Origin of the sequence: Bradyrhizobium sp. BRP19, assembly GCF_020194195.1 — a bacterium.
Lineage (GTDB): Bacteria > Pseudomonadota > Alphaproteobacteria > Rhizobiales > Xanthobacteraceae > Bradyrhizobium > Bradyrhizobium yuanmingense.
Genome location: NZ_JADYVZ010000005.1, coordinates 440,309 through 458,424, shown reverse-complemented (window position 1 = coordinate 458,424; position 18,116 = coordinate 440,309). Strand labels below are relative to the sequence as shown.

General features: G+C 64.1%; 17 protein-coding genes and 1 pseudogene. 10 read left to right on the top strand and 8 right to left on the bottom strand.

Going from position 1 to position 18,116, the window contains the following annotated elements; genetic code table 11:
* Positions 1 to 66 precede the first annotated feature (66 nt).
* Both I6F36_RS19605 and I6F36_RS19600 read right to left on the bottom strand, forming a co-directional pair.
* Entirely contained in the window at positions 67 to 1,647 is a 1,581-nt protein-coding gene (locus tag I6F36_RS19605; protein WP_225171971.1) for an AMP-binding protein, read from the bottom strand.
* A 226-nt stretch (positions 1,648 to 1,873) separates the two neighbouring features.
* Positions 1,874 to 2,290, bottom strand: a complete 417-nt coding sequence (locus I6F36_RS19600) for a VOC family protein (protein ID WP_109142053.1) — start codon at positions 2,288 to 2,290, stop codon at positions 1,874 to 1,876.
* 123 nt (positions 2,291 to 2,413) lie between these two features.
* Between I6F36_RS19600 and I6F36_RS19595 the strand changes: the two genes are divergently transcribed.
* The 4 genes and pseudogenes from I6F36_RS19595 (at position 2,414) to I6F36_RS19580 (ending at position 5,089) form a co-directional block, all read left to right on the top strand.
* Complete coding sequence (locus I6F36_RS19595) at positions 2,414 to 3,388, top strand: tripartite tricarboxylate transporter substrate binding protein (RefSeq protein ID WP_036002523.1); 975 nt, start codon at positions 2,414 to 2,416, stop codon at positions 3,386 to 3,388.
* 86 nt (positions 3,389 to 3,474) lie between these two features.
* Positions 3,475 to 3,990 carry a metalloregulator ArsR/SmtB family transcription factor gene (locus tag I6F36_RS19590; protein WP_225171970.1) on the top strand — a complete coding sequence of 172 codons (516 nt, stop codon included), beginning with the start codon at positions 3,475 to 3,477 and terminating at the stop codon, positions 3,988 to 3,990.
* Between the two features lie 8 nt (positions 3,991 to 3,998).
* Positions 3,999 to 4,334 (top strand): annotated as a pseudogene (locus I6F36_RS19585) (SRPBCC domain-containing protein); the annotation flags it as partial.
* 17 nt (positions 4,335 to 4,351) lie between these two features.
* The gene (locus I6F36_RS19580; protein WP_225171969.1) at positions 4,352 to 5,089 is read left to right on the top strand and encodes a thioredoxin family protein; all 738 of its coding nucleotides are present in this window, start codon (positions 4,352 to 4,354) and stop codon (positions 5,087 to 5,089) included.
* Positions 5,090 to 5,255: 166 nt separating this feature from the next.
* On the opposite strand, the gene I6F36_RS19575 is transcribed toward I6F36_RS19580, so the two are convergent.
* Positions 5,256 to 6,503 carry a S1C family serine protease gene (locus I6F36_RS19575; RefSeq protein ID WP_225144823.1) on the bottom strand — a complete coding sequence of 416 codons (1,248 nt, stop codon included), beginning with the start codon at positions 6,501 to 6,503 and terminating at the stop codon, positions 5,256 to 5,258.
* Positions 6,504 to 6,703: 200 nt separating this feature from the next.
* On the opposite strand from I6F36_RS19575, the gene I6F36_RS19570 reads away from it, so the two are divergent.
* From I6F36_RS19570 to I6F36_RS19555, 4 genes are all read left to right on the top strand, one after another.
* Positions 6,704 to 7,321: a hypothetical protein gene (locus tag I6F36_RS19570; protein WP_036002509.1), complete on the top strand. Its 618-nt coding sequence runs from the start codon at positions 6,704 to 6,706 to the stop codon at positions 7,319 to 7,321.
* Positions 7,308 to 7,682 (top strand): transcriptional regulator, encoded by a 375-nt coding sequence (locus I6F36_RS19565; RefSeq protein ID WP_025033235.1) that lies wholly within the window; start codon positions 7,308 to 7,310, stop codon positions 7,680 to 7,682. The genes I6F36_RS19570 and I6F36_RS19565 overlap by 14 nt, the downstream gene beginning before the upstream one ends.
* Before the next feature lie 29 nt (positions 7,683 to 7,711).
* On the top strand, positions 7,712 to 8,452 hold the full coding sequence (locus tag I6F36_RS19560; protein WP_036024036.1) for a di-trans,poly-cis-decaprenylcistransferase: 741 nt from the start codon (positions 7,712 to 7,714) through the stop codon (positions 8,450 to 8,452).
* Positions 8,453 to 8,554: 102 nt separating this feature from the next.
* Entirely contained in the window at positions 8,555 to 9,040 is a 486-nt protein-coding gene (locus tag I6F36_RS19555; protein ID WP_036002505.1) for a Crp/Fnr family transcriptional regulator, read from the top strand.
* Here the strand turns inward: I6F36_RS19555 and I6F36_RS19550 are convergent.
* Positions 8,979 to 9,806 carry a metallophosphoesterase gene (locus tag I6F36_RS19550; RefSeq protein WP_225113279.1) on the bottom strand — a complete coding sequence of 276 codons (828 nt, stop codon included), beginning with the start codon at positions 9,804 to 9,806 and terminating at the stop codon, positions 8,979 to 8,981. The genes I6F36_RS19555 and I6F36_RS19550 overlap by 62 nt on opposite strands.
* Before the next feature lie 207 nt (positions 9,807 to 10,013).
* Here I6F36_RS19550 and I6F36_RS19545 point away from each other — a divergent pair, with 207 nt between their 5' ends.
* Together I6F36_RS19545 and I6F36_RS19540 are read left to right on the top strand one after the other, a co-directional pair.
* On the top strand, positions 10,014 to 10,700 hold the full coding sequence (locus I6F36_RS19545; RefSeq protein WP_109142059.1) for a DNA-3-methyladenine glycosylase I: 687 nt from the start codon (positions 10,014 to 10,016) through the stop codon (positions 10,698 to 10,700).
* A gap of 203 nt (positions 10,701 to 10,903) precedes the next feature.
* The gene (locus I6F36_RS19540; RefSeq protein ID WP_225153653.1) at positions 10,904 to 11,197 is read left to right on the top strand and encodes a hypothetical protein; all 294 of its coding nucleotides are present in this window, start codon (positions 10,904 to 10,906) and stop codon (positions 11,195 to 11,197) included.
* A 123-nt stretch (positions 11,198 to 11,320) separates the two neighbouring features.
* Here the strand turns inward: I6F36_RS19540 and I6F36_RS19535 are convergent, their stop codons facing one another.
* The 4 genes from I6F36_RS19535 to I6F36_RS19520 all read right to left on the bottom strand — a co-directional run bounded on the left by I6F36_RS19535 (position 11,321) and on the right by I6F36_RS19520 (position 17,977).
* Entirely contained in the window at positions 11,321 to 12,781 is a 1,461-nt protein-coding gene (locus I6F36_RS19535; protein WP_225171994.1) for a lipopolysaccharide biosynthesis protein, read from the bottom strand.
* Between the two features lie 418 nt (positions 12,782 to 13,199).
* On the bottom strand, positions 13,200 to 14,645 hold the full coding sequence (locus tag I6F36_RS19530; RefSeq protein ID WP_225130172.1) for a sensor histidine kinase: 1,446 nt from the start codon (positions 14,643 to 14,645) through the stop codon (positions 13,200 to 13,202).
* A 103-nt stretch (positions 14,646 to 14,748) separates the two neighbouring features.
* Positions 14,749 to 15,849 (bottom strand): DNA polymerase IV, encoded by a 1,101-nt coding sequence (dinB, locus tag I6F36_RS19525; RefSeq protein ID WP_225143030.1) that lies wholly within the window; start codon positions 15,847 to 15,849, stop codon positions 14,749 to 14,751.
* A gap of 193 nt (positions 15,850 to 16,042) precedes the next feature.
* Positions 16,043 to 17,977 carry an acyltransferase family protein gene (locus I6F36_RS19520; protein ID WP_225171968.1) on the bottom strand — a complete coding sequence of 645 codons (1,935 nt, stop codon included), beginning with the start codon at positions 17,975 to 17,977 and terminating at the stop codon, positions 16,043 to 16,045.
* Positions 17,978 to 18,116: the final 139 nt, after the last annotated feature.

Sequence of the window (18,116 nt, the reverse complement as noted above, 5' to 3'; positions counted from 1 at the left end):
ACCATGCCTCCGCAATTGCCGAACGAAGTTGGTGGGTTACGCCTTCGGCTAACCCACCCTACGAGATCACCCCACCAGCTTCCGCAGCTCCGCCTTCGCCACCTTCTCCAGCGTCGAGCGCGGCATGTCGTCGACGAGCCTGATCTCGCGCGGCAGCTTGAAGTCGGCGAGGCCCTTGCGGCAGGCTTCCATCACGCGATCATGCAGATCGGGCGCAGCGCCTGCGACGCCGCCCTGCGGGATGATGAAGACCACCGGCACCTCGTCCAGCATCGGGTGCTTCTTCGCCACCACCGCGGCCTCGCGCACGCCCGGCACGAGCGCGATCACCTGCTCGATCTCGGAGGCCGCAACGTTCTCGCCGCCGACCTTCAGCATGTCCTTGGCGCGGTCGCCGAACTTGATGAAGCCGTTCTCCAATCGCTCGACGCGGTCGCCGGTGAGGAAGAAGCCGTGCTCGTCAAAACTCTCGCGCGTCGCCTTCTCGTTGTGCAGGTACTCGGCGAACAGCGACAGGCCGGGGATGCCCCTGATCGCGAGATTGCCGGTGTCGCCGACCTCCGTCGGCCATCCGTCGTCGTCAGTAATGCGGATCTGATATTCGGGCGCGGCGCGACCGATCGACATCGGGATGTTGGGCTGATCGACCTCGCCGACGATGCCGTGGGTGATGGTCTCGGTCATGCCCCACCAGCCGATCATCTTGACGCCGAAGGCGGCAAAGGCCGGCGGCTCGTTGATGGCGGTGCCCCACAGGCGGAACTTATGGTCCTTCGGGATCTCCTGCTCGAGCAGTGCCTTCATGCAGAACGGGATCGTCGAGGTCCAGGTCGCGCCGTGCTCGCGCGCGACGCTCCAGAACCGGCTGGCGGAGAAACGCGGCTGGATCACGCAAGTGGCGCCGACCCACAGCGCCGCCAGCATGGAATAGGCCAGCGCATTGGTGTGGAACAGCGGCAAATACGCCTGGTGCACGTCGCCGGCGTGAAGGTCCTCATGCGCGGCGTTGATCTTGGCGCCCCACAGCGCGTTGGCATGGGTCCACAGCACCGCCTTCGGCCGCGACGTCGTGCCCGAGGTGTATTGCACGCTGCATGGCGCGAGCGGATCGGTCGCGCGCCGGGGACGATCGGTGCTGTCGGCGAACAGCGATTCGAAGCTGTCGCCGCGCGAGACGCCCCGCGCGGGCGCCGCGCCCGCATCATGCGAGGTCACCGCGAGCCAGCGTATGTTGCGGCAGTTCTGCGCGACGGCTTCCGCATAGGCCGGCTGCGTGATCGCGGCGACCGCACCGCAATGATCGGCGAAATACGCGATCTCGGCCGGCGCCGAGCGCGTATTGGTGGTGACAGCGACGGCCCCGAGCTCGACGCAGGCGAACCAGGCCAGCATCGCCTCGATGCAATTGTCGAGATGGATGAGCACATACTCGCCCGGCTTGACGCCGCGCCTGGCAAGCCCCGCCGCGAGCGCGCCGACGCGCTCGTGAAACTCGCCGTAGCTCCAGCGCCGCGCCGGCGCGTCGAACGGCGCCCAGATCAGGAATGGATGATCACGCCGGACTTCGGCGCGCAGCTTGAGCAGCCAGGGCACGTCGAGCCCGTCGAACGGGCCCACGATTCCAGCTGTGGTCTGTTGAACTGGCATGGCTCCTCCCGGTGCAGCCGCATCTTGCCGGCGGCTGTCTTTTGATGATTGCGTCTTCCTGCCATTGGACGACGCGGGACGCAATCGGGGGTATGCGTGAGCGCGCTCTCTCCACCGTCATTGCGAGCGCAGCGAAGCAATCCAGACTCTCTCCACGGAGGCAGTCTGGATTGCTTCGTCGCAAGCGCTCCTCGCAATGACGGCGTTCGGGGGCGCGGCGGCCCTATCAGCCGGCGTCCCCGTACGACGAGATCTCGATCAAACTGCCATCGGGATCCCGGCAATAGACCGAGCGCAACGTGCCGCGGGCGCCTTGCCTCGGGCCCGGACCTTCCTCGATCGCGACGCCATGTGCCCGCAAATGCGCAACCACCTCGTCCGGCGTGGCCGAGGTGAGAAAGCACAAATCTTCGCTGCCCACCGTGGGATGGTTCGCGGTGAACCACTCCACCTTGTCGGCATCGCGTTGCCGGACGTTGATCCTCTGGTTACCGAATTCAAGGAAAGTCCGCGGCGCTTTGCCGCCGCCGGGATCGAACACCTTGACTTCCATGCCGAGAATCTTGCCGTACCACGCAGCACTGGCCGCGACGTCGCTGACATTGATCACGAGATGATCCAGGGCATGAACCTTGACCGGCATGTCTCATCCTTTCGTCGTGATGTGCCCCGCGCACTTTCCGCACGCGGCAAGCTTTGTTACAACCGCAGCGACGCGGCTTTCAAGCCATCCGACTTCAAGAACAACACTGGGAGAACCCTTGAGATGATCACTCGCCGTACCGCGCTGGGCCTGCTCGCCGCCAGTCCGCTTGCAGCCACCCCGCTGTCGAAGGCCCTTGCCGCCGATTATCCGGCCCGTCCGGTGAAATGGGTGGTGGGTTATCCGCCGGGCGGCGCCACGGACATCCTGGCACGGCTGATCGGCCAGCGCCTGTCGGAAAAGCTCGGCCAGCAATTCGTGGTCGAGAACAAGCCCGGCGCCGGGAACAACATCGCGACCGAGTCGGTCATCAATGCCGAGCCCGACGGCTACACGCTGCAGCTGGTCAACCCGGCCAACTACATCAACGCCTCGCTCTACAAGAATCTCAAGTTCAACTTCGTGAACGATATCGCGCCGGTCGCCTCGTTCCAGCGCGTTCCGAACGTGATGACCGTCAACAAGGACGTACCGGCCAAGAACGTCGCAGAGTTCATCGAGTACGTGAAGGCCAATCCCGGCAAGGTGAACATGGCCTCGTCCGGCAACGGCACCTCGGTGCATCTGTCCGGCGAGATGTTCATGGCCATGACCGGCTGCAAGATGCAGCACGTGCCCTATCGCGGCGCCGCGCCCGCGATCACCGACATGCTCGCCGGCCAGGTGCAGGTGATCTTCGACAACATGCCCTCGATCATTCAGCACATCCGCTCCGGCAGCCTGCGCGCGATCGGTGTCACCACCACGGAACGCTCGCCGCAGCTGCCCGACGTGCAGCCGATCGCCGACACCGTCAAGGGCTATGAGGCGAGCGCGTTGTTCGGCATGGGCGCGCCGAAGAACACGCCGAAGGAAATCATCGCCAAGCTCAACGCCGAGGTCAACGCGGTGCTCAAGGAGCCTGACATGGCCAAGCGCCTGGTCGAGCTCGGTGGCGAGCCGCGGGTGCAGACGCCCGAGGCGTTCGGCGAGGAGATCAAGGCCGAGACCGAGAAGTGGAAGAAAGTCGTCGACTTCGCCGGCCTGAAGGTCGAGTAGAAATCTCGTGATGACGAGGAAGAGAGCCCTGCCGTTCGGCAGGGCTTTTTTCTTGGCTGCATTGCCAGCAACCCGATCACGCTCTCGTGCGGATCCGCGCCTGCGCCTTCCGGCTTGACGTTGCCGCGCTCGCGTCTATACTAAACCACATGGTTAAGTATCAGGACGAGACGCTGGACCGGACTTTTGCGGCGCTGTCAGACCCGACGCGGCGTGCCTTGCTGGCGCGCCTCGGCGAGCAGGACGGCCTGTCGGTGAGCGAGCTGGCGGCCCCGTTTGCGGTATCGCTGCCGGCGATAATGAAGCATCTCGACGTGCTCACCGATGCCGGGCTGATCGTGCGCGAGAAGACCGGGCGCACGGTCGCCTGCCGGCTGACCGCGCAGCCGATGGAGCAGGCGATGAACTGGCTCAATCGCTATGCGCAGTTCTGGTCCCACAATCTTGATCGCCTTGCCGCCTTCGTGGAGGAAGAGACATGGCCAACGCAGCCGCCAACACCGCCGAACGCCCGGCAGAACGACCAAGCCTCACGCTCACGCGCCGGCTCCGCGCGCCGCCGCAAAAGGTCTACGCCGCCTGGACGCAAGCCGCGCAGCTAGCGCAATGGTTCGGGCCGCCAAACATGAAGCCGGCGACGCTTCAAGCCGAGCTCGACGTTCGCGTTGGCGGCCGGTTTCGCATCAGCTTCACCGGCGACGACGGCGAATATTTCGAGGCCGGCGGCTGCTATCGCGAGGTGGTGCCGAGCGAGCTTCTCGTCTTCACCTGGGCCTGGCACTCGACGCCGGAGCGTGAATCGCTGGTGACGATCTCGCTGAAGCCGGACGCTGCCGGCACCTTGATGATCTTTCAACACGCCCAGTTCTTCGACGAGACCGCGCGCGACAACCACCAGCGCGGCTGGAGCTCGATTTTCGACAAGCTCGATGCTTTCGTCGCCTGATCCCCAAGGAGAACGCCATGCAGCAACATCAGATCGTTTCGCGCGAGCAATGGATCGTCGCGCGCAAGGCCCTTCTGGCCCACGAGAAGGAATTGACCCAGGCTCGCGAACGGCTTGCCGACGAGCGCCGCCGGCTCCCCTGGGTCAAGGTCGACAAGGCGTACGAATTCGAAGGGGCGAACGGCATTGTGTCCCTGGGCGATCTGTTCAAGGGCCGGCCGCAGCTGATCGTGCAGCACGTGATGTTCGCACCCGATTGGGACGCGGCCTGCAAGAGCTGTTCGTTCTGGGCCGATGGGTTCGAGCGCATGGTGCCGCATTTGGCCGCGCGCGACACCGCCATGGTTGCGGTCTCGCTGGCGCCAAGCGCAAAGCTCGAAGCCTTCAAGGAGCGGATGGGCTGGACCTTCGACTGGGTTTCCTCAGGCCGCAACGACTTCAACCGCGATTACGGCGTGACGTTCTCACAGGAAGAGGTCGCGACCGGCAAGCCGATGTACAATTTCGGGACCACGCCGTTCTACGGCCCCGAGCTGCCCGGCATCAGCGTGTTCTTCCGCGACGAGGCCGGCGCGATCTTCCACACCTATTCCTGCTTCGCCCGCGGCCTCGACATGATGAACGCCGCTTATCAATATCTCGATCTCACCCCACTCGGCCGTCACGAGGAAGGGCTGCCCTATCCGATGGACTGGGTACGCCTGCGCGACCAATACCAACCGCAGCCGGCGAAGGCGGCGTGCTGTCACGGGTGAGGGGAGGGCTCGGCGTACATCAAAGGTGTCATCGCCCGGCTAGACCGGGCGATCCAGTATTCCGAGACGGCAGTGATGAATCGAAAGGCCGCGGCGTACTGGATTCCCCGCCTTCGCGGGGAATGACAGCTACGGGTGAGGTGCAGGGTGTGCCTTGCCCCGATAGCTACCGCTTCGCCTCCGCCTGCTCCGCCGCGTTGCACGAGATCAGCATCGTGTACGGCCGGGCGTTGGTGGCGATGTCGGTGGTCTTGAGCTCGCTCTTTGGCTCGGCGGTCTGATAGGGCACGATCGAATTGTCGAGGAAATCGCGCAGCACTCCGGTCTTGATGGCGAAATTGATGTTTTCAGGGATGTTGCCGGTCGCCACCGCGATCCGCAAGGCTGGAATCTTGCCCGTGACCACGCCCACGACCTGACCCGTGTTGTCGAACAGCGGCCCGCCGCTGTTGCCAGGCTGCACGGGTGCGCTGATCTGCAGGAAGCGCGAGTCGTTGCGCATGCCGCTGAGCGAGCTCACGATGCCGGTGGTCACGCTGAAGTCCGAGGTCAGGATGCCGTGATAGGGAAAGCCGATCGCGATCACGGAATCGCCGGAGCGGATCGAGCGGTCGCGGATCCGGGCAAAATCCTTGAAGGTCGTCGTCGACGGCGCCTGCAGCAGGGCGAGGTCGTTGTTGGCATCGCTCGAGACGACGCGCAGCACCATTGCGGCTTCGCCGGTGAGATTGCCCCTGACGTCGCCGACGCAGCCGTCGATCACATGATGGTTGGTGACGACGTGCCCGCTCGCGCTGACGACGAAGCCGCTGCCGCTCCTGGCTCGGGCGGGTTTGCCGCCGGCCGGCGCTGCCGTCTGCTTCTCCGCCGTCGCCGCCGGCTTGGCCGCACCCTTGGTGAAATCGCCGGCCTTGCTGAGCCCGTCTGCCTTCACCCGCGTGACGCAGTTCGCCAGCGCCGCGATCAGGGGGGCCGTCGACGTCAGCACAAATTGGAGTGGCTTGCTCCCGTTGGTCGTGATCACCATCAGGCTTGCCTTCTGGAAGGTGCGAGCGACGTTGGGGGGCAGGATGGTCGTCACCATATTGGTGGTGCCGGCGGTCGCAAACAACCTCGCCTGCTCCTGGCCGTCGAAGATGAAGTCGATGGGCGCGGTATCGCCCTTGTTGAAGCGAAAGCTGGGGCTGGCAAAGCTCAGCAGCCAGGAGCCGGCCGCATTCTGCGCGACGAAGAGACTCACGCCGTTGGCGTAAGGTGCGGTCGCCGCGCAATGGGAGAACGCGCCCGTTTCGTCATTGCTGAATGCGCCGCCGGCCCAGTTGCCGACATTGACCGTGCCGAACGGCCCCGCCGCGTTCGCCCCGAACACACTCACCTGCAACACGAACGCAACGACCAACGACCTCAACCACATACCAGCCCCCGGGCAAACGCACTTGCATCCATCTTATCCGCGAGGGCAGGGGAGGCGCAACCGTCAGTTGTCCGCTCTCGTCCGGCTGGCCGCGACAATTCGGGCTTGCACATACTTTGCAGTGCCGTATACTTTGCGATACAAAGTAACGGGGCCGTTGCCTCGTAATGTCTGGGTGGAACGAGGTTTTGGCGTTGCCGATGCGCGATCTCGACAAGGCGCTGGCCGACATCGTAACGATCCGCAGCCAGATCGCGGCAGGTACCGCCTTCCGCGGTTACGGCCCGGCGACGATGGCGGCGACCGGTGCTGTTGCGCTCATCACCGCCGTCCTGCAATTCTGGTTGTTGGATGATCCCACCGGCGAGCCGCTCGTTTTCTTCATCGGCTGGTTCATCGCCGCCGCGCTGTCTGGATTGATCATCGGCATCGAGATGCGCGCCCGGTCGCGGCGCCATCACTCCGGCCTCGCCGACGCGATGATCCACCAGGCGGTCGAGCAGTTCCTGCCGGCGGGCGTTGCCGGCGTTCTGCTCGCGGTGGTGATGTGGAAGTTCGCGAGCGAGACGCTGTGGCTGCTGCCGGGCCTGTGGCAGATCCTGGTGTCGCTCGGCATCTTTGCCTCGGTCCGCTCGCTGCCGCGCACGGTGGCGCTCGCCGGCGCCTGGTATTTCGTGTCCGGCTTCGCGGTCGTGGTGCTCGCGAGCCGAACCCACACGCTGTCGCCATGGACCATGGGCCTACCTTTCCTGATCGGCCAATCGCTGATGGCGGCCATTCTGCATTTCGCGTCCGGAGACAACGATGTCGAAGACTGACAGCGCGCCCTTCTCCTATGAAGGCCTCGACCGCGTGATCCACGAGAAGGCGAGGCTCGGGCTTCTGACCTCGCTGATGGCGCATCCCAAGGGGCTGGCGTTCGGCGATCTCAAGCAGCTCTGCGGCCTCACCGACGGCAATCTCAGCCGGCACCTTGCCGTGCTGCAGGAAGCCGGACTGGTCGAGGTGACCAAGGGCTACGAGGGCAATCGCCCGCACACCACCTGCCGCCTCACCAAGGCCGGCCGCCGCCGCTTCCTCGACTATCTCGCCGTGCTCGAGCGGCTGGTGCGCGACGCGGCGAAGGCCGCTGGCCGCGAAGCGCCGCCGCTCGGCCGTCTCGGCATCGCCTCGACCTGATCTCCCCTTTTTTGACCGGAGACTTTGCAATGCAAAGTGACATCACGTCCCGCAACGAGAAGCTTCATGTCGGCATCATCATGGACGGCAACGGCCGATGGGCGACGCGGCGCGGCCTGTCGCGCGTGCGCGGCCACGAGGCCGGCGTCGAGACCATCCGCCGCATCGTCGAGGCCGCGCCCAAGCAGGGCATCGGCACGCTGACGCTTTACGCCTTCTCCACCGACAATTGGCGGCGGCCGAAGGCCGAGGTCGCGGCGCTGATGACCCTGCTGCGCTTCTACCTCGCGAACGAAGTGCAGAGCCTCGTCAAGAACGGCGTGCGCCTCTCCGTCATCGGCCGCCGCGATCGCCTGCCCGACGGCATCGCCGCCGCGATCGCGCGCGCCGAGGCGGCCACCGCCGATGGCCGCGCGCTGCATGTGCGCATCGCCGTCGATTATTCCGCGCGCGACGCCATCCTCAATGCCGCGGCCAAGGCGGCCGCGCTGACCAGCCTGACGCGTGAAGCCTTCTCGCAGCTCGTCACGGGCGAGGCTGGCCTTCGCGACGTCGACCTCATCATCCGCACCTCCGGCGAGAAGCGGCTGTCGGACTTCCTGCTTTGGGAAGGCGCCTATGCCGAGCTGTACTTCACCGAGCGGATGTGGCCCGAATTCGACGCGGGCGATCTTGCCGAGGCGCTCGCCGCCTTCCATGGCCGCGAGCGCCGCTTCGGCGGGCTGCAAGCCATTATGCCCGGAGAGGCGCCCTCGCTCTCGCAGGTGTGAGGCGCCTCGGCGCCCGCCGGCTCCCCCACCGATTGCCGCTCGGCACGGATCGTGCTCTAGTCTTCCGGCGTTGTGTACCCCTGCGACGGGAGCGTTCGCACCATGCGCGCAGTCCTCGATTACTGCACCGGCGGAACGGAGCGGCAGCTTGCCGCCGGCACCATCATCGTCGCCGAGGGGGGCACCTCCGGCCATCTCTACGTGCTGATGCAAGGCAGGCTCGAGGTGCTCAAGGGCGAGATGGTGGTCGCCACCGTCACCGAGCCCGGCGCGGTGCTGGGTGAGATGTCCGTGCTGCTGGGCCAGCCACACACCGCAACGGTACGGGCCTGCTCCGACGCCATCGTCTACGAATTCGAGGATGCCGCCGCGTTCCTCGAGAGGGAGCCGGGCGTGGCGCTGCTGATCGCAAAAATGCTGGCGCAGAGGCTCAACGTCGCCAACACCTACCTCGCCGATCTGAAGCGGCAATATGCCGGCCACGGCACGCATCTGGCCATGGTCGGCGAAGTGCTCCAGAGCATGATCAACCTGCCGCCGGCTGAGGTTTCGCCCGGCTCTGATCGGCAATCCGATCCAAGAATGTGAGCCAGTCGGGCGGCGCCTCGATGGGGGCGGCGGGCCGCCGCAGCGGCGCATTCAGGTCGATCCATTGCGCCTCGCCGGCCGCCAGCCAGAACGCCTTGCCGGCGTCGAGATCGAGCACGATGCAGGTTGGGGGACGGCCGGGTTGCAGGCCCGTGTTGAAGACCCAGGTCTGGCCCAGCCGGTCGAACCACGATCCATTGCTGATGAAGGGCGATTGATGCACATGGCCCGAGATCACCATCGACGGCTGGTATTGCATGATCCACTGCACCAGCTCGACGTCGCCGAAGAAGCGCTTGCCGCCCCAGCTGGTCGGTGAATCCGCCGGCGGCGCATGATGCACCCAGATCCAACGCTGCGGCCTGACGGCTGCGGCATAGCGCAACTGCTCGATGAGGCGTTGCTTGACCTGAGGTCCATCCCACCACGGGCACACGGTGAACAGGGTATCGCCGACCGTCAGGCCGTCGCCGTCGCAGGCGATGCCGAGCTCGCGCACCTCCGAGATCCAGCGCGAAATCTTCTCACCTTCGGCGTTGCGCTCGTCGAGATCGTGATTGCCGGAGCAGAGGATCACGCGGGTCGTCGCGGCCAGCAGCGCGAGATACTTCTTCACCACCACGATCTGGGCGCGGAAATCCACCATCGAGCCGATGTCGAGCGCGTCGCCGGCGAAGATCACGAGGTCGAATTGCGGCGCCGCGCTGACCAGCCAGTCGAGCTGCGGCAGCGAATAGTGCAAGTCGGCCACGACCAGGCAGCGCATGGAAAATCCGACGGCCAGAGATCAAAATGTCAGGGAATTCCAAAACGATATAAAGCAAGAAGCAGACCAGCCCGGCCGCCCCTTTGCATCAATCCAATGAACGACAGCATGCTGCGTCCCGTCGCAGGGCGCAAGGGGCGGCAACGCGGGGCTGGACCGGATCGCCGAATTCTGGTGTCGTGGCCTGCCCTCAACACCCGTGTTCACATGACCCCCTTCAAGACCATTCGCGCCCGCGCCGAGAAGCGCAAGGGCGGGCCCAAGGCGCTGGACAAGTTGATGCCGGCCAAGCCGGACCTCAAGCAGCTCGCCAAGCTCGGCGACGATCGTATCCTCGCCGAAATGACCAAGCGGGTGTTCTGCGCCGGCTTTGCCTGGAGCGTGATCGACTCCAAATGGGACGGCTTCGAACAGGCCTTCCTGCATTTCCAGCCCGCCAAGCTCACGTTCCAGCCCGAAGACTATTGGGAAGGCCTGCTGCGCGACGCGCGCATCGTGCGCAACGGTGCCAAGATCATGTCGGTGCGCGACAACGCCGCCTTCGTGCAGGAGATCGCGAAGGAGCACGGCAGCTTCGGCAAGTTTCTGACGAAATGGCCGTCCTCCGACGAGATCGGCCTGCTCGACCTCCTCAACAAGCGCGGCAGCCGGCTGGGCGGCAACACCGGCCAGATGCTGCTCCGCTTCGTCGGCTGGGACGGCTTCGTGACGTCGAAGGACGTCGTGGCCTGCCTGCGCGCTGCCGGTCTCGACATCGCCGAGGAGGTCAAGTCGAAGGGCGATCTCGCCAAGGTGCAGGCGCAGTTCAACGCCTGGGCCGAGGAGTCCGGCCTGCCGTACACATATTTGTCACGCATCTGCGCGCTGTCGGTCGGCGAGAACAGCAGCGAGTAGCGCGTCGATCGATAGATCGTGTGCATCCTGTGGCGATCTTGTGCCGCGAACGCGGCCGATGAAACCCCGCGATCACGAAATACATTTCGCAGGAACATTTGTCCGCAGCACCTGTTCGGGACTCTGAGCCAGGCGCATAAGGGCGCAGGGAATGCTCGCTCCCGCCTGGCTCGATGAAACCGGATACAACAACGGAGCAGCTCATGAAGCTCACATCTGAACAGGTGAAGCAGACCGTCAACCAGCTCGGCGCTCAGGTGCTGCCCGACGAACATCCGGCGATGCCGCAGCTCAACAGCATGTTCGGCGAGCACACCTTCTTCGTCGACGAGATGGGCCTCAAGGTGCTCGAGCCGACGGGATCGCTCGGCGGCGACCGCCAGAGCGGCGAGGTCGTGAGCCTCGCTGATTGGGGCGATTCCGACCTGACGCGCCTGATGGCGCATGAGCCCGAACCGACCGGCGTGATCGTGGTGTTCGAGCATGTGAGGCATTGAGCAGCCCGACGGGACGTTTTGGAGACACGTGCGCCACGGCACTCCCGTGGCGCGCGGCTTTGGCGTGACTGGTGACGTGGTGATCAGCTCCGCCGTCTTGCGAACGGTCTGGTGCCGGTCGCATTATCTGTCGCGAATGCTCTGTGCGTAGCGCCACATTTCTCCGCGACAGGCCGGAAACAGCGCAACGATCGTGAGCGAAACCGCATATGAAAGGCAGAAGCAGGCTGCCAATTCCGGGATCCCTCCGATCGAACGCGCCAGCAGCCAGCGATGCAGCAGAGACACCGTCACCACGGAAGCGAGGGCTCCGGCGAGATGTGGCCCGACCACTTCCATGAGGTCTCGATGACGCACCGGGCCGCGTCGCCCAATCAGCCACCACAGGATGGGCGTGCGCACGCACTCGCTGATCGAGTATGCGCTGGCGACGCCGACTGGTCCGAACGGCAGCCCGCATATGAAAGCGAGAATCGATGTTGAGACATTGAACAGGCCCCAGCGCATGTATTCCTTGGTGCGGCCCTGGCTGAGGAAAAGCCAGTTGGCGGGGCTGTTGCTGGTCTGCAGCAGACCGGCGATGCTGAGGGCGACGAAGATCGGCGCAGCCTCGCTCCATTGGCCGCCGAGCAGGGTTTCGACCAGCGTATCGGCGGTCGCGATCATGAAGCCGACGCCAGGCAACACGAGCAGGAGCGCCGGCAGCACCGCGCGACGGAACGAATCCCGATAGCGCTCCGGCTCCTTCAGCAGGCCCGACAGCGTCGGCAGCATGATTCGCACCATCGGATTGCTGACTTGCTGAAGCGGAAACAGCAGCAACCGGTAGGCGCGGTTATACGCGCCAAGCGAGGCAGCCCCCCAGACCTTGCCGATCAACACCCCGTCGGTATTGCGGGACAGGAATTCGGCAAGATTGTAGCCGGTCACGCCGAGCCCGAAGTTCAGCATGTCGCGTGCAGCCTTGATCGAGCCGGGCCTCGACGGCAACCATCCCGAACTCAGCCACGCGCCGCTCGCGAGCACCAGACCTGATGTCAGGCTGCCGGCGAGAATGGCCCAATAGCTGTGATAGACGTACGCGACCGCGGCAGAGGTCAGTAATCCAGTCAGTGCGGCCGCGGACTCCAGGCCTGCCAGCGTCCAGAATCTCATCTGTCGCGTCAGCAACGACAAATGCTGGACGTCAGCGCCGCTGAGCAGCAACGTGACGCTCATACCAGATGTCAGTGGGGCGAGATTTGGCGCGCTGTAGAACCTGGCAACGAGCGGCGATAGCGCCACCTGTGTGGCCGCCAGTAGCGCGCCGACCGAGAGGTTCACCCAGAACAGCGCACTCAGCTCGTTGTGCGTCAACTCGTCCTTCTGCACGGTCGCGTGTCCAAGACCGAGATCCTGGAACAGCACCGCGAAGGCGAGCACCGGCGAAGCCATTGCATAAGTACCAAAGTCGACTGGCGTCAGTAGGCGCGAGAGCAGGATCACAGATCCGGTCTGCGTCGCTACACGCACGACCTGAGTGACGATCGCAGCGAGCGCACCTTTCCGTACGTTCCGGGACTGCTCGTCCTCGGACAAGCGCATGTTGAGTTGAGTCACGATCAGCTCCTCGAGCGGCGAACAACGAAAATTTCAAGCGCAGTTCGAAAGCAAGACGGTGAATCAAACGACAGTTTATCTTTTCGATTTCATGCGATTGGCGCTTCATTCATGTGCGATCAACCGGACGCCCTCATGCGCGGACCACCGCACGAGAGAGACATCGAGGCTATCGCGCGTGAGCAGCGTCGCGAAACGCCGACGACTATCCGTCAGTACGTGTCAATTGAATGGCGCGACCAAACTGCGTTCGCAAAAAACTTTACGTCGATCGCGCTCGAACGAACAGCCAATGGAGTGCATCTTGTTCAGAGCAGCGCGTCGAAATCGAAAAAGAGGCTGGTCTGTCAGCTTCACGTCAGGCAGTGCCTCGAAGATCGACACAGAACCGCTCGCAATAGTGTCAAACCTCTAGTCTTCGCGGTCCTCTTGCAACGTGTTCTTCAACGGGAATTTCGATGACGATCTGAGTTCCCGGACTCGCCTTGCTCTCGAGCAGCAAGCGCCCGTTGAGCGATGAGGTGACGAGATTGAACGCGATGTGCAGTCCCAGACCGGCATTGCCTTTCTCGCGACTTGTCGTGACGAATGGATCGAAGATGTGCGCCTGCAGGTGGTCAGGGATTCCGACGCCTTCATCAGCGCAGACAAGGCGGACTGATCTCGGATTCGGTTGGTTTACCGTGATCACGAACCGGCCGCCTCTCTTGTCAGGATACGCATGCGCTGCAGTGTTGAGGGCGAGATTGCTGATCACCTGAGCAAGCGCTCCGGGATAGCTGTTGAGCTTGATTCCCGCCGGGCAGTGTACCTCCACGGTCAGGGCATGATGCGACAGCAATGGCCCGAGCCGGGACATCAACTCCGATAGCCAATCCCTGAGCTCGAAACTGCGCCGGTCCTCATCGGCTTGATGGACCGCGACCTGCCTGAAGCTGTGCACCATTTCGGATGCGCGGTGCAGATTTTCGAAGGTCAGGTTGAGCCCCTGCTTGAGCCGGTCGATGCCCTTGGTTAGATCGGACCGCCGGACCGATGCTCCGCCCAATGCATCACTCATCGTTTGCAGGTCATCCTGCATGGCCGTCGACGTCGTCAAGGCGAGGCCGAGCGGGGTGCTGACCTCGTGAGCGACACCTGCCACCAATTGCCCGAGCGAGGCGAGCTTTTCCGCCTGCACGAGATGCTCCTGGGTCGCGCGCAGATCGCGCAACGATTTCTCGGAGCGTTCCTTTTCCTGTTGCAGCGCCTCGGATGTCCGGAACTGCTTTCGCGCCCGGTACTCGCGCGCAGCCACCGCGTAGAGCGACAATGCGTAGGCGTTGCCGACGAGAGAATGGTTGATGAAGCTCAGGCCGGTCGGCATTGTCGACGCGAATGTCTCGGCGACCAGCAACGCCACCCACGACAGCAGGCAGAAGATCGCCAGCGAGCCGATCCGCAAGGGCAGCATGGTCGAGACGAACAGTATGATCATCATCATGCCGGGCGCGGCAAAGGTGAAGCCCGAGGGAAGCACGAGATAGATGCTCGGCAAAATGCAGCCCGGGATGACGCAATAGATGAGAAAGATCGTCTCCGCCCATGGCTTCATCCGGCGCCGCGACAGCAGCGCCGTCAGCGGGAGCAGGATGACCACGGCGGTTCCACCGCGGATTGCGAGCGTGGTCGGCACGACTTCGGGGTAGAGCACCCAATCCCAGAGCGTGTAGCTGGCATAGGTGGCGGCGCCAAGCAGCATCGCGATCTGCGTCCATCCGAGACTGCCCCGGACATATTGGTCGACAAACCGGCGTTCCTCGATGCGGTCTTCGAAGCGCAGTCCGAGGCGTATCAATAAGGCAAGCATCCAAACTCAATCGCGAAAAGTCATGTCTGGTGTATCTACGACAGGTTTGGCGCCGCGTCGCGGATAAAGATGCCGCGTTCACCGAAGGGGCCTCAAGCCGCGTTCAGATGCCCAGCGTCAGCTGCGGCTCCGACTCGCCGGCGGGGTGGAGCGACGACAACGAGACCCCAAGCAGCCTGACGCGCTTGGGCAGCGGCATCTCGGCTTCGAGCAGGCCGCAGGCCAGCCGCTCCAGATCGTCGCGTCCGGCAACGGACGCCGCGACGGATCGGCTGCGCGTGATGATCTCGAAATCGGCGAACTTGATCTTCAGGGTGACGGTGCGGCCGCGATTGCCCGTCGCCTCGCAATGCCGCCAGACCTTGTCGACGAGCGGCCTTAGCTCGGCGGCAAGCGCGTCGAACGCATCGAGGTCGGTCGAGAACGTGTTCTCCGCGCCGACGGATTTGCGGATCCGGTTGGCGCGGACCGGCCGCTCGTCGACGCCGCGCGATATCCAATAATAATACGCGCCTGACTTGCCGAAATTCGCGTTCATGAACTCCAGGGATTGGTTGCGGATGTCCCGGCCGGTGAACAGGCCGAGCGCGTTCATCTTCGCAGCCGTCGCCGGACCGATGCCGTGGAATTTGCCGACCGGCAGCGGCTCGACGAAGGCCGGCCCCATCTCCGGCGAGATCACGAACTGGCCGTTGGGCTTGCGATGATCGGACGCGAGCTTGGCCAGGAACTTGTTGTAGGAGATACCCGCCGACGCGGTGAGGCCGGTCTCCGCCTTGATCTTCGCGCGGATCTCGAGCGCGATGTCCCGCGCCAGCGGGATGCCTTGCAGGTTCTCCGTCACGTCGAGATAGGCTTCGTCGAGCGACAGCGGCTCGATGACGGGCGTGTGCTCGGCAAAGATGTCGCGGATTTGTCTGGAGATCGCCTTGTAGACCTCGAAGCGCGGCCTGACGAAGATCAGATCGGGACATTGCCGCTTCGCCGTCACCGACGGCATGGCCGAGCGGACGCCGAACTTGCGGGCCTCGTAGCTCGCAGCCGCAACGACGCCGCGTTCCGCGGAGCCGCCGACCGCCACAGGCTTGCCGCGCAGCTCCGGATTGTCACGCTGCTCCACAGAGGCATAGAACGCATCCATGTCGATATGGATGATCTTGCGGACAGGCGAGGGCTCGCCGGTCGTCGGGTCGGATTCGCTCATGGAAAGATGATACGATCGCGTGGGGAGATGCGCGAGCTGAGGGATGCTTCCGTCGATCCGGCGGCTGAATTGAGCTGCACAATCGCGGCAGGGTCAAAAGCTATCTCAGGCTCGTGACGAGAGGCGCTCGTCAGTTCCGTTCAGTCGAGATGGCTTCGGCTCGGCCGCGATCGCTTGGGAGAGGCAGAGGCTCCTACTTGCCACGGATGAACTCAAGGAGCTGGCTTGAGGCTCCGTCGCCAACGCGCTGCGCACCTGCGACCGTGAGGTGATTGACGTCCCAATAGAGCCAGAGGCCGTCCATGGCGGTCGGACACTCGGCTTCTCCGCACAAATAGCGTTCTGGATAGAGCAGAAAGACCTGGTTCGGGTAGCGGCTCCGGATCTCCTCGAGCATGGCGTGGAATTCGCGATTGTCGGCCTGCACGCGATCAAGGGGCACGGCAGGACAGGGCTTGCTTGGTGCGTGCCAGAGGGGTCCCGGTGCGAAGCGGGACATCGGGCTGCGGCAGCCCGGCTCGACTCCGGGCGCTATGATCAGGATGCGCCGTCCGCTGCCGCCGAGCTCATGGATCGTGTTCTCGATGCCGGCCCGCCAGACCTGCAGGGCCGGTGCATTGACCTCCGGCGCGAGCTCGTTGCGGAGCGCATTGCCGTAAGTCATCCAGGATTGGCTGAGCACGATTGGAGCCTGGTTCTGCCTGATCGCGGCGAGGTAGGTATCGCGCTGGCGTTTGCAGTCCTGCGAGCCGTCGAACGCTGTTCGCACCAGCCCGACGAGCAACGGACAACCTTCGGCCGTATAGGCCTCTCCCCGGACGGCGGCGCGCTTTGCCGCCGGGTCCAGCGCTGCGACATAATGCTCGGCGAAGGAGTCGCCGAGCACTTGCACGCCAACGGGGTCGCTCAATGAACCGAAGGCACATTTCGATTGTGCGCTCTTGGCGCACGGCCAGAAGCCGAATCGCTGCAGATCGGCGACCTCGCGGGCCTGTGCCGGGAGCCGCCATGGCCAGCCATCTTGGCGGTTGGCCACAAATGCAACAATCGCGAGCGCGACGATCGTCGCGGCGGCGGGGCCGGCGACTCGCAGCAGTGACGAGCGACCCGCGCGATAAGGCTGTTCGATCAGCCGATACATCAGCGCAGCCAGCGCCATCGCGAGGACGACGATCAGCACTTTCACCGCGACCGACTTGGCGTCATCGCCCAGGATGTAGTTTGCGTAGACGATCAGGGGCCAGTGCACGAGGTAGAGCGAGTAGGACACCAGCCCGATCCCCGCACTCAGCGGATTGGTCAGGACAGGCGAAAGGACGTGACGCTCGCCCGCCAAGATCACGCAGGCTGCACCCAGGCATGGGATGAGGGCCGTCGCGCCAGGGAAGGAGGTCGCACTGTCGAAGCTGACGACCGCGTAAGCGATCAAAGCGAATCCGGCGGCAGCCAACAGCGAGCGCGCTCCGGCCGGGAAGGTCAGCCTCTGCTCAGCAAAGATGACCAGCGCTCCGATCGCAAATTCGAAGGCGCGACAGGTCGGCAGGTAGAAAGCACCCGAGCTGTCGGTTGCGAGTGTCGCTTGCGCGACGCCGAGCGAAAGAATTGCGATGCCAAGGATGAGCAAAGGCAGTGCGCGACCGAGCAATCGGCGCCCCAGCAGAATGAACACGGGCCAAAACAGATAGAATTGCTCCTCGACGGCCAGCGACCAGAAGTGAAGCACGGGGCTAGGATCGGTCGAGTTGGCGAAATAGGCGTGGCTGCCGCGCCAGAAGTAGAAATTCGAGACCGATACCAGCGTAGCCACGGCGTCTTGAGTCAGGCCCTTGAAAAGCTCCGGAGAGAACCAGAGGCCACCGACGGCCAAGATGCCGATGATGGTGACGATCGCTGCGGGAAAGAGGCGCCGGATGCGGCGCTCGTAAAATCGCTGGAGCGAAAATTCGCCGCGATCTGCCTCGCTGAGAATGATCCGAGAGATCAGATAGCCGGACACGACGAAAAACAGGTCGACGCCAACGAAGCCGCCGCCGAACGGCGGAACGTCCAAATGATAGAGGAATACGCTCAAGACGGCGATCGCCCGGAGCCCGTCAATGTCGCGTCGATGGGATAACTTTGTAACCAATTGCTGAATCCACTGGCGGCGGTTCGTCCGACTGCGGATCCGCGCGCGCCCGCTTGCCTTTAGCGCGCCCGCATGCGTTCCTCAACCGCAGGACGGGCCGAATTCTCCCCCAATCGGGCTCGCCCCGGTCAGGCCGTCT